The organism is Streptomyces sp. NPDC037271 (assembly GCF_055603605.1).
The window spans coordinates 339,835-351,179 of the sequence record NZ_JBVJVN010000004.1; the positions used below are offsets into that span (position 1 = coordinate 339,835).

7 protein-coding genes and 1 riboswitch are annotated in these 11,345 nt (G+C 74.4%); all 7 genes read right to left on the reverse strand.

Annotated features, from left to right (window positions below):
- Positions 1-21: 21 nt before the first annotated feature.
- The 7 genes from cobI to ACZ7G3_RS11420 are packed head-to-tail and all read right to left on the reverse strand — an operon-like array spanning position 22 to position 10,902.
- A complete protein-coding gene (gene cobI, locus ACZ7G3_RS11390) occupies positions 22-753 on the reverse strand; it encodes a precorrin-2 C(20)-methyltransferase (protein ID WP_426519337.1) in 732 nt (243 codons plus the stop codon).
- Positions 750-2,165, reverse strand: a complete 1,416-nt coding sequence (locus ACZ7G3_RS11395; protein ID WP_470924874.1) for a cobyrinate a,c-diamide synthase — start codon at positions 2,163-2,165, stop codon at positions 750-752. The genes cobI and ACZ7G3_RS11395 overlap by 4 nt, the downstream gene beginning before the upstream one ends.
- Positions 2,159-2,767, reverse strand: a complete 609-nt coding sequence (cobO, locus tag ACZ7G3_RS11400) for a cob(I)yrinic acid a,c-diamide adenosyltransferase (protein WP_470924876.1) — start codon at positions 2,765-2,767, stop codon at positions 2,159-2,161. Before cobO ends, ACZ7G3_RS11395 begins: the two co-directional genes overlap by 7 nt.
- The gene (locus tag ACZ7G3_RS11405; RefSeq protein ID WP_470924878.1) at positions 2,767-4,782 is read right to left on the reverse strand and encodes a putative cobaltochelatase; all 2,016 of its coding nucleotides are present in this window, start codon (positions 4,780-4,782) and stop codon (positions 2,767-2,769) included. The genes cobO and ACZ7G3_RS11405 overlap by 1 nt, the downstream gene beginning before the upstream one ends.
- A complete protein-coding gene (gene cobN / locus ACZ7G3_RS11410) occupies positions 4,779-8,435 on the reverse strand; it encodes a cobaltochelatase subunit CobN (protein WP_470924879.1) in 3,657 nt (1,218 codons plus the stop codon). The genes ACZ7G3_RS11405 and cobN overlap by 4 nt, the downstream gene beginning before the upstream one ends.
- The gene (locus ACZ7G3_RS11415) at positions 8,432-9,940 is read right to left on the reverse strand and encodes a cobyric acid synthase (protein ID WP_470924881.1); all 1,509 of its coding nucleotides are present in this window, start codon (positions 9,938-9,940) and stop codon (positions 8,432-8,434) included. Before ACZ7G3_RS11415 ends, cobN begins: the two co-directional genes overlap by 4 nt.
- The gene (locus ACZ7G3_RS11420) at positions 9,937-10,902 is read right to left on the reverse strand and encodes a cobalamin biosynthesis protein (protein ID WP_470924882.1); all 966 of its coding nucleotides are present in this window, start codon (positions 10,900-10,902) and stop codon (positions 9,937-9,939) included. Before ACZ7G3_RS11420 ends, ACZ7G3_RS11415 begins: the two co-directional genes overlap by 4 nt.
- A gap of 102 nt (positions 10,903-11,004) precedes the next feature.
- Positions 11,005-11,143: riboswitch (cobalamin riboswitch) on the reverse strand.
- Positions 11,144-11,345: the final 202 nt, after the last annotated feature.

An 11,345-nucleotide genomic window follows, 5' to 3' on the forward strand; every position in this document is an offset into this window, starting at 1 on the left:
GGCGGCCCCCCGGACGGACGGTCACAGTTTCCCGCCCCGCCCGCCCTCGCGCCGGGCGGGCGCGATGAGCGTCGACAGATAGGGCAGCGGAGCCCCGTCCAGGTCCGCCGCCGCCCGCAGGGACTCCTCCGGCAGCCCCAGCGCCGACCCCCACACGGCGTCGTCCAGCCGCCCGGTCTCCCGCAGCGCCTCGGCGACCTCGGCGGCCTGCCGGCCGAACTTGTAGGCGACGACCGTGCCGGGCCCGTTCAACGCGTCCTTGAGCACGGCGGAACCCGCGGTGACCGGCACCAGGGTCAGCGGCTCGGTGCCCTCCGTCAGCACGGCACCCGACCGCGCCGCGAGGTCCTGCATGGCGGTGATGCCGGGCACGGTCTCCACGACGGTGCCCGGCACGAGGCCGCCGACGGTCTGCGCGAGATAGGTGAAGGTCGAGTACACGTTGGGGTCGCCGATGGTGGCGAAGGCGACGCGGCCGTGCTCCCGCAGCAGCCCGGCCACCCGCTCCCCGGCCGCGTCCCAGGCCGCCTCGCGCCGCGCCCGGTCGGTGCGCTCGTTGAGCGCGAACACGACCCGTACGACCTTCTCGGCGCCCACGTAGTGCAGCACGGTGGCCTCGGCCCGCCCCCGCTCTCCCGTGTCCATCACGGGTACGACGACGACGTCGGCGGCCCGCAGCGCGTTGACCCCCTTGACGGTCACCAGCTCCGGGTCCCCGGGCCCGACTCCCACACCGATCAGCCTGCTGCTCATGACGTCCGGCACCTCTCCACGAACCGACGGGCGACACCGGGCTCGGACGCCCAGTGCGTGTGCAGATAGCTCGCGTGCACACCGCGCTCCACAAATCCCTCGACGCGCCGCTCGGGCGCCCGCATCCCCCACGCCGGCGCCGCCCCGGCCCCCGGCTCCACGACCGTCCGGTGGAACTCGTGCCCCCGCATCCGCGTCCCCGCGACGGCCAGCGCGCCGCCGGACACGGCGACGGCGTCCCGGTAGCCCAGCGTCAGCCGCTCCGACATCCGCGCGGACGCGTCCAGCACCCCGCACATGGGCAGTCCGTCCAGCTCCCGGCACAGGTACAGCAGCCCGGCGCACTCGGCGGCGACCGGTGCACCGCTCAGCGCCAGCTCGGCGACGGACTTCCGCAGCCCTTCGTTGGCGGACAGCTCCGAGGCGTACACCTCGGGGAACCCGCCCCCGATCACCAGCCCCCGGGTCCCCTCGGGCAACTCCTCGTCCCGCAACGGATCGAAGACGACGACCTCGGCCCCGGCGGCGGCGAGCAGCTCGGCGTGCTCGGCGTACGAGAACGTGAACGCCGCCCCGCCGGCCAGAGCGACCACCGGCGCGTGCGGGGGTTCCCCCACCGGGGGAGCCGCGGGGAGCACCGCGGAGAGCACCTCACCCGCGTCCCAAGCCGCGCAGGAGAGCGGCCCTGCGCCGCGCGCCAGCGCGACCAGCGCCTCCAGGTCGCACCCGTCGGCGACCTGCGCGGCCATCGAGGCAACGGCCTCGACCGCCTGCGGTCCCCGCTCGGCGACCGGTACCAGTCCCAGGTGCCGCGACGGCGTCTCGACCTGAGCGGCCCGCCGCAGGACCCCGAGCACCGGCACCCCTGCCGACTCCAGCGCCTCCCGCAGCAGCACCTCGTGCCGGTCCGACCCGACCTTGTTGAGGATCACGCCCCCGACCCGCACCTCCGGGTCCCAGGACGCGAACCCGTGCACCAGCGCCGCCACCGACCGCGACTGCGACGACGCGTCGACGACGAGTACGACCGGCGCCCGCAGCAGCTTGGCGGCCTGGGCGGTGGACGCCAGCTCGCCTTCGCCGGCGGCCCCGTCGTACAGCCCCATCACGCCCTCGACGACGGCGATGTCGCAGCCGTGCGCCCCGTGCAGGAACAGCGGCCCGACCAGCTCGGGCCCGCACAGGTAGGCGTCCAGGTTCCGCCCCGTCCGCCCGGTGGCGAGCGCGTGGTAGCCGGGGTCGATGTAGTCGGGGCCGACCTTGTGCGGGGACACGGCGAACCCGCGCGCGGCGAGCGCGGCCATCAGCCCGGTGGCGACGGTGGTCTTGCCGCTGCCCGAGGAGGGAGCGGCGACGACCAGCCGGGGTACGGACGCGGCCGGTGCGGAGGGCGAGGCCGGCGAGGTCACCACTCGATGCCCCTCTGCCCCTTCTGCCCCGCGTCCATGGGGTGCTTGACCTTGGACATGTCGGTGACGAGGTCGGCGAATTCCACCAGCTTCTCCGGCGCGTTCCGCCCGGTGATCACGACGTGCTGGGTCCCGGGCCGCTCCCGCAGCACGGACACGACCTCGTCGGTGTCGATCCACCCCCAGTGCATCGGGTAGGCGAACTCGTCCAGCACGTACAGCTTGTACGTCTCGGCGGCCAGGTCCCGCTTGACCTGCTCCCAGCCCTCCCGGGCCTTCTCCTCGTTGGTCGAGTTGTCACCCTGGATGTCCCGCTGGACCCAGGACCAGCCCTCGCCCATCTTGTGCCAGTCGACGGACCCGCCCTCACCACTGGCGCCCAGCACCCGCAGCGCGTTCTCCTCGCCGACCTTCCACTTCGCCGACTTGACGAACTGGAACACCCCGATCGGCCACCCCTGGTTCCACGCCCGCAGGGCCAGCCCGAAGGCGGCGGTGGACTTGCCCTTGCCGATGCCCGTGTGCACGACGACCAGCGGACGATTACGGCGCTGACGGGTCGTCAGGCCGTCGTCCGGTACGACACTCGGCTGTCCCTTCGGCACTACGCGGCCCTCCTCGTTCCCTGTACGTCCCTGACCAGCCCGGCGATCGAATCCGCCCGCAGCTCGTCCAGCGTCACCGCCGTACCGCCCAGCTCACCCGCGAGCTGCCCGGCCAGCCCGAGCCGCACCGGCCCCGACTCGCAGTCCACGACGACGGAGGCGGTGCCCTCGGCGGCGAACAGCCGTGCGGCCCGCCCGGCCAGGGCGACCGGCTCGGGGCCGCCGGTGGCCCGGCCGTCGGTCACCACGACCACCAGCGCCCGCCGCGCGGGATCCCGCAAGCGCTCCACCCGCAGCACCTCATGGGCGCGCAGCAGCCCGGCCGCCAGCGGCGTCCGCCCGCCCGTCGGCAGAGACTCCAGCCGGACCGCCGCCGCGTCCACCGACGAGGTCGGCGGCAGCGCGACCTCGGCGGCCGAACCCCGGAAGGTCACCAGCCCCACCTTGTCCCGCCGCTGGTAGGCATCCAGCAGCAGCGACACCACGGCACCCTTCACGGCGCTCATCCGCTGCCGCGCGGCCATCGACCCGGAGGCGTCCACGACGAAGAGCACGAGGTTGCCCTCACGCCCCTCACGGCTCGCCTGCCGCAAATCGTCCCGCCGGACCACCAGACCGGGCCCCGACCGTCCCCGGGCCCGCTGGTGCGGGGCGGCGGCCTGCACGGTGGCAGCCAGGTGCAGCTTGGTCAGCGCCCCCTGGGGACGCCGGGCTCCCGTGGTCCGCCCGTGCTCGGTCCGGGCCCGCGACCGCCGCCCGGCGGCACCCTCACCGAGCCCCGGCACGCTCAGCACCTTGGTGCGGAACGGCTCGGCGGCCCGTACGGGTGACTGCTCACCGGCACCACCCGAAGGCCGCGGCTCCCCGCCCTCCGCGGCCTCGGGGCGCGCGGCGGCGTCACCGTCGCCCTGCGGTGCGTCGTCGGGCTCCGGCTGACCACCGGGCCCACCGGGACCGTCGGGGCCCGGGTCGGGATCGTCGTCCCCGCCACCGTCCCCGTCCTGCCCGCCGAACTCCTCCAGCGTCTCGTCGAGCTTGTCCTCGTCGAGACCCGGCGCGTCGAAGGGGTTCCGCCGCCGCCGGTGAGGCAGCGCCAGCAGCGCGGCCTGCCGCACGTCCTCCGCGAGTACGTCCGTCCGCCCGGCCCAGGCCGCCAGCGCGGTGGCCGTCCGCGCCATCACGATGTCGGCGCGCATGCCGTCCACCTCGAAGGCGGCACAGGTCGCCGCGATCTGCCGCAGCGCCCCGTCCCCGAGCCGCACCGACGGCAGCAGCGCCCGCGCCGCCACGATCCGCGCCCGTACGGCTGCCTCCTCGTCGGCCCAGCGCGCGGCGAAACCGGCCGGGTCGTCGTCGTACGCCAGCCGGCGCCGTACGACCTCCACCCGCTGGTCGGGCTCGCGCGAGGCCGAGACCTCCACGGTCAGCCCGAACCGGTCGAGGAGCTGCGGCCGCAGCTCGCCCTCCTCGGGGTTCATGGTGCCGACGAGCAGGAACTTCGAGGCGTGCCGCACCGACACGCCCTCGCGCTCCACGTACGAGGCACCCATCGCCGCCGCGTCGAGGAGCAGGTCCACCAAGTGGTCGTGGAGGAGGTTGACCTCGTCGACGTAGAGGATGCCGCGGTGCGCGTCGGCCAGCAGGCCCGGCTCGAAGGCCTTCACGCCCTCCGCGAGCGCCCGCTCGATGTCGAGCGCGCCGACCAGCCGGTCCTCGGAGGCGCCGACGGGCAGCTCCACCATCCGCGCCGGGCGGGGGGCGGAGGCGCCCGACTCGTGCGGGCCGTCCGGGCAGCCCGGGTCGGGCGCGTGCGGGGCGCAGGAGAACCGGCAGCCGGAGACGACGTCCACCTCCGGCATCAGCGCCGACAGCGCGCGCACCGCCGTGGACTTGGCGGTGCCCTTCTCGCCGCGCACCAGCACGCCGCCGACCGCCGGGGAGACGGCGTTCAGCAGCAGCGCGAGCCGCAGGTCGTCCTGGCCGACGACGGCCGTGAACGGGAACGGGGTACTCACTTCTCGTCGCCCTCCAAGTCGCCCTCGAGCTCCAGATAGGTGGCGCGCAGCCGCTCCAGGGTCTCCGCGTCCGGTTCGGCCCACAGACCGCGGTCGGCCGCCTCCAGCAGCCGCTCCGTGATGCCCCGCAGCGCCCACGGGTTGGACTTCTTCATGAAGTCCCGGTTCTCCGCGTCGAAGACGTACTCGGCGCTGAGCTTCTCGTACATCCAGTCGTCCACGACCCCGGCCGTGGCGTCGTACCCGAAGAGGTAGTCCACGGTGGCCGCCATCTCGAAGGCGCCCTTGTAACCGTGCCGCCGCATCGCCGCCATCCAGCGCGGGTTGACCACGCGGGCCCGGAACACCCGGTGCGTCTCCTCGCCCAGCGTCCGGGTCTTCACCTGGTCCGGGGTGGCCGAGTCGCCGACGTACGCCTCCGGGGAGGCCCCCGTCAGGTGCCGCACCATGGCGACCATGCCGCCGTGGTACTGGAAGTAGTCGTCGGCGTCGACGAGGTCGTGCTCACGCGTGTCCACGTTCTTCGCCGCGACGGCGATCCGCCGGAACGCCGTCTCCATGTCCCCGCGCGCCGCGCGCCCGTCGAGCCCGCGCCCGTAGGCGTAGCCGCCCCACACCGCGTACACCTCGGCGAGGTCCGCGTCGGAGCGCCAGTTGCGGGCGTCGATCAGCGGCAGCAGGCCGGCGCCGTACGCGCCCGGCTTGGAACCGAAGATGCGGGCCGTCGCCCGGCGCCGGTCGCCGTGCTCGGCGGTGTCCGCGTCGGCGTGGGCGCGCACGTAGTTCTGGTCGGCGGGTTCGTCCAGCTCCGCGACCGCCCGCACCGCATCGTCGATCAGCCCCACGACGTGCGGGAACGCGTCCCGGAAGAAGCCCGAGATGCGCACCGTGACGTCGACGCGCGGCCGGCCCAGCTCCGCCGGGGGCACGATCTCGAAGCCGGTGACCCGGCGCGAGGCGTCGTCCCACACCGGACGGCAGCCCAGCAGCGCCAGGATCTCCGCGATGTCGTCGCCCTGGGTGCGCATCGCGGACGTGCCCCACACCGTGAGGCCGACGGACTTCGGGTATTCGCCGGTGTCGCTCAGATAGCGCTGGATCAGCGAGTCCGCGAGGGACTGGCCGACCTCCCAGCTCAGCCGGGAAGGGATCGCCTTCGGGTCGACGGAGTAGAAGTTCCGGCCGGTCGGCAGGACGTTGACCAGCCCGCGGGTCGGGGAGCCCGACGGGCCCGCCGGGACGTAACCGCCGTCCAGGGCACGCAGGATGTGCCCGATCTCGTCCGTCGTCCGGGCCAGCCGCGGCACGACCTCCGTGCAGGCGAACTCCAGCACGGCCACAGCGTCGGGGAGTTCGGCGCCGCCCAGCACCTCGCGCACCAGGGCCGGTACGGCCGCGGTGTCCCACGCACGGGACTCCATCCCCTCCGCGAACCGCCGGCACAGCTGCTCCAGCAGGTCGACCGCGTCGGCGGCGCTGCGGGAAGGCCCGTCGACCAGATCCGTCAGCTCCACCGGCACCTTCACCGGCGCGCCCGGCTCCGCCAGCAGCTCCTTCTCCACCAGCCCGAAGTGCTCGGCCAGCGACGCCCGCAGCCCCGGCAGCGCGTTCGCCTGCCCGCCCCACACCTGCGAGGCGCGCAGCACGGCCAGCACGAGGTTGACGCGTGGCTCACCGACCGGGCCGCCGCCGAGAATGTGCAGGCCGTCGCGGATCTGCACGTCCTTGATCTCGCACAGGTAGCCGTCGATGTGCATGACGAACTCGTCGAACGCGTCGTCGTCCGGCTGGTCGTCCACGTGCAGGTCGTGATGGAGCTCGGCCGCCTTGACCAGCGTCCAGATCTGCGCGCGGACCGCCGGTGCCTTCACCGGGTCCAGGTCGGAGACGAGCGCGTACTCGTCCAGCAGCTGCTCCAGCTTGGCCAGGTCGCCGTAGGTGTCGGCACGCGCCATCGGCGGGACCAGGTGGTCGACGACCGTGGCGTGTCCGCGTCGCTTGGCCTGGGTGCCCTCGCCGGGGTCGTTGACGATGAACGGGTAGATCAGCGGCAGGTCGCCGAGGACCGCGTCCGGCGCGCAGCCGGCGCTCAGCCCGAGGCCCTTGCCGGGCAGCCACTCCATCGTGCCGTGCTTGCCCATGTGCACGATCGCGTCGGCGCCGAAACTGTTGTCCAGCCAGCGGTACGCGGCCATGTAGTGGTGCGACGGCGGCATGTCGGGGTCGTGGTAGATCGCGATCGGGTTCTCGCCGAAGCCGCGCGGCGGCTGGATCATGACGACGACGTTCCCGAACTGGAGCGACGCGAGCACGATGTCGTCCCCGTCCACGTACAGCGAGCCAGGCGGCTCGCCCCACGCCTCCCGCATGGCTCCCTTGAGGTCCGGGTCGAGCTTCTCGAACCACGCCCGGTAGTCGGCGAGCGGCACCCGCGCCGGCGCGGCGGCCAGCTGGTCCTCCGTCAGCCACTCGACGTCGTGGCCGCCCGCCTCGATGAGCCGGTGGATCAGCTCGTCGCCGCCGGACGGGTAGTCGGTGAGGGAGTACCCCGCGTCCCGCAGCGCGTCCAGGACCCGCACCGCCGACGCCGGGGTGTCGAGACCGACCGCGTTGCCGACGCGGGAGTGCTTGGTCGGGTACGCGGTGAAGACCAGCGCGAGCTTCTTGTCGGCGTTCGCCTTGTGCTTCAGGGCCGCGTGCCGTACGGCGATCCCGGCGACCCGGCCGGCCCGCTCGGGGTCGGCGACGTACACCGGCACCTCGTCCGGCCCCTGCTCCTTGAAGGAGAACGGCACCGTGACCAGGCGCCCGTCGAACTCCGGGATGGCGACCTGCATCGCCGCGTCCATGGGGGAGAGGGCGGCGTCGGACGCCTCCCACGCGGCGCGCGACGAGGTCAGGCAGAGCCCTTGCAGCACCGGGACGTTCAGGTCGGCCAGCGCGCCGATGTCCCAGGCCTCCTCGTCGCCGCCCGCCGACGCCTGCGAGGCGTGCGTGCCGCCCGCCGCGAGGACGGTGGCGACCAGGGCGTCGGCCCGGCCCAGCAGCTCGTACAGCCCGGCGTCCGCGCCGCGCAGCGAACCGCAGTACACGGGCAGCGCGTTGGCGCCGTGGGCCTCGATCGCGTCGCACAGCGTGTCGACGAAGGCGGTGTTGCCGCTGAGCTGGTGGGCGCGGTAGAAGAGCACGCCGACCGTCGGGCGGCCCTCGGTGAACGCCCGCTCGCCGTGGAGGCCGTACTCCGGCATCTTCTCCGGCTCGTCGAAGCCCTCGCCGGTCAGCAGCACCGTGTCCGACAGGAAGCGCGCCAGCTGCGTGAGGTTGGCGGGGCCGCCCTCGACGAGGTAGCGCAGCGCCTCCGCCACGACCCCGGCCGGCACCGACGACTCCGCCATGAGCTCCGCGTCCGGCACGCTCTCGCCGCCGAGCAGGACGGTCGGGACGCCGGCGGCCTTCAGCGCGGCGAGCCCGTCCTCCCAGGCGCGCTTGCCGCCGAGCAGGCGTACGACGGCGACGTCCGCGCCCTCGACGAGCCCCGGCAGCTCCTCCGTCACGTCGACCCGGGTCGGGTTGCCGATGCGGTAGGCGGCGTCCGACGCTCGGGCCGCCAGCAGGTCCGTGTCGGCGGTGGACAACAACAACACTGTGCTCATGCGGGCGCTCCTGGTGGAATGAAGGGCAGTCCTCGGGGCGCGCCGGACTCGATGAGCCGCCACAGCGCGTCCGTGTCCGCGTGCTGGTCGATGAGGTCGCCTAGCCGGTCGAGCTGCTCCTCGCGCAGCGCGGCGAACGAGGTGTCGGGAGCCGGCACGAAGCGGCGGCCCGCGGCGGCGGCCACCTCGCGCAGGAACGCCCGCCGGAAGCCGTCCGACTCCAGCGAGCCGTGCCAGTGCGTGCCCCAGGTCTGGCCGACCCGGCAGCCGTCCAAGAAGGGCTCACCCCCGGTCACTTCGGCGACCCCGTGGTGGATCTCGTACCCCTCGACGTGTTCGCCGAGGGCCTCGCCCACCGGCCGCGTGAGGGTCTTCTCGCGCGCGAACCGCACGCGCACGGGCAGCAGTCCGAGCCCGTCCACGTGCCCGGCGCGGGACTCGACGTCGTCCTCGATGTGCTCGCCGAGCAGCTGGAAACCGCCGCAGATGCCGAGCACGGGCCGCCGCTCGGCCACCCGGCGCGCGATGGCGTCCGCGAGCCCCCGCTCCCGCAGCCACTCCAGCGCCCGGACCGTCCCCCGCGTCCCCGGCACGATGACGAGATCCGCGTCGGCCAGCTCCTCCGGCCGGTCCACGAAGCGCACCACGACGCCCGGCTCGGCGGCGAGCGCGTCGACGTCGGTGAAGTTGGACATCAGCGGGACCGCGCAGACGGCGACCCGCAGCACGTCCTCGCCGACGGGCGGCGCGACGGCCGACTCCCGCACCGTCCCCCGCAGCGAGACGCGCAGCCCGTCCTCCTCGTCGATGCCGAGCCCGTGCCGGAAGGGCAGCACGCCGTACGTCCGCCGCCCGGTCAGGCCGTGGAGCATGTCCAGGCCGGGTTCCAGCAGGGACACGTCGCCGCGGAACTTGTTGACGAGGAACCCGGCGACCAGCGCCTGGTCCTCGGGCGCCAGCAGCGCCACCGTGCCGAAGAAGGACGCGAAGACGCCCCCGCGGTCGATGTCGCCGACGACGAGGACGGGGAACCCGGCGCCCCGGGCGATCCCCATGTTCACGATGTCGGTCCGGCGCAGGTTGATCTCGGCCGGACTGCCCGCCCCCTCGCAGATCACCGCGTCGTACGTGCCCCGCAGTTCGGCCAGACAGTCCAGCACCGTGCCGAGCAACCGCTGCTGCCGCCCGCCGTGGTAGCCGCGGGCGCTCATCTCGCCGACCGGCTTGCCGAGCAGCACGACCTGGCTGCTCTGCTCGCCGCCCGGCTTCAGCAGCACCGGGTTCATCAGCGCGGTCGGCTCCACGCGGCACGCCTGGGCCTGCATGGCCTGCGCCCGCCCGATCTCGGCGCCCTCGCGGGTGACGAAGGAGTTCAGCGACATGTTCTGCGCCTTGAAGGGCGCGACCTTGACGCCCTGACGCACCAGCCAGCGGCAGATCCCGGCGGTGACGACGCTCTTGCCGGCGTCGGAGGTGGTGCCGGCGACGAGGAGGCCACCGCTCATGAGTCACGTCCCTTCGTGAGTGCCCGGCGGCCGAGCAGCCGCGCGCCCGCGCACACGCCGAGCGCCAGCCAGCCCACGCGCCGGGAGAGCCGTACGGCCCGGTCGATGTCGCCGGAACCGGCCCGGACGGCGCGTCCCGCCGCCCCGTTGAGGACGGGCCGGTGCTCGATGCGCCCGCCGTAGGAGAGCGTCCCGCCGAGCCGCACGCCCAGGGCGCCCGCGAAGGAGGCCTCCACGGGACCGGCGTTGGGGCTCGGGTGCTGTGCGGCGTCGGCGCGCCAGGCCCGTACGGCGCCCCGCGGATCGCCGCCGGCCACGGTGGCCAGGACGGCGGTCAGCCGGGCGCCGGGCCAGCCCGCGAGGTCGTCGAGCCTGGCCGAGGCCCAGCCGTAGCGGCGATACCGGGGCGACTTGTGGCCGACCATCGCGTCCAGGGTGTTCACGGCCCGGAAGCCGGCCAGCCCCGGCACTCCGGCCACGGCGCCCCACACCAGGGCGCCCACCACCGCGTCCGAGGTGTTCTCGGCGACGGACTCCACGACGGCCCGGGCGATCCCGTCGGCGTCCAGCGCCTGCGGGTCCCGCCCGCACAGGTGCGGCAGCCGCGCGCGGGCCGCCTCGACGTCGCCGGCCTCCAGGGCACGGCCGATGGCGCTCGCCTCGCGGGCGAGCGAGGTCCCGCCGACCACCGACCAGGTGGCGGCGGCGGTCAGCGCGACGGAGGCGGCGGGGGAGCGGCGTACGGCGCGGGTGGCGGCCAGCCCGAGGGCGGCGGCGCCACCGGCGCACACGGTGGTGTGCAGCGCGCCCCACCCGCGGTGGTCACGCCACAGCACCCGTTCCACGGCACCGGCGGCACGGCCGAACGCGGCGACCGGGTGTCCGCGGCGCGGATCGCCGAGGAGGAGGTCACCGAGGAGGCCGGCGGCGGCGCCGTACGCGAAGACGCGTTCGGCACGCACGGGGCTCAGCCGGTCACACGGTCAGGGAGGAACCTGGTACTGAACGTCGATCGGCAGCCGAGCATGGCGGTATGTCCTCACTCAGGGTGTCCGCGCCCTGGTTCGAAGAGACCGGCGGTGAGAGTTCCTGGCTCCCGGGGATCCTTCCCCGGTCACAGTGGCGGGACCGCGCCGGATTCGCACCGGGCTTCCTCTCCTGCCGCCGTATTGGCTCCGGAAGTCCACCACGGCCCGCGAACACCAGTCAACCTGGCGTTGACCTGCGGCGGGGGAGTGTGCGAAGGCCCACACGCGGGCGATGTGCGCCGGCACGAGAAGAAGGCGGGGGGGGGGGGGGGGGGGGGGGGGTCCGCGCCCCCCCCCCCAGGTTGGCCCTGAGGAGGGGGGGAAAGGCTTTTCCCTCCTCCCCCCCTTGGAACAGGGGGTGCCCTTGTTTTGGGGGA

Coding starts and splice junctions, on each gene's coding strand:
- cobI (WP_426519337.1), bottom strand. CDS start 753: ATGAGCAGCAGGCTGATCGGTGTGGGAGTCGGGCCCGGGGACCCGGAG.
- cobN (WP_470924879.1), bottom strand. CDS start 8,435: ATGAGCACAGTGTTGTTGTTGTCCACCGCCGACACGGACCTGCTGGCG.
- ACZ7G3_RS11415 (WP_470924881.1), bottom strand. CDS start 9,940: ATGAGCGGTGGCCTCCTCGTCGCCGGCACCACCTCCGACGCCGGCAAG.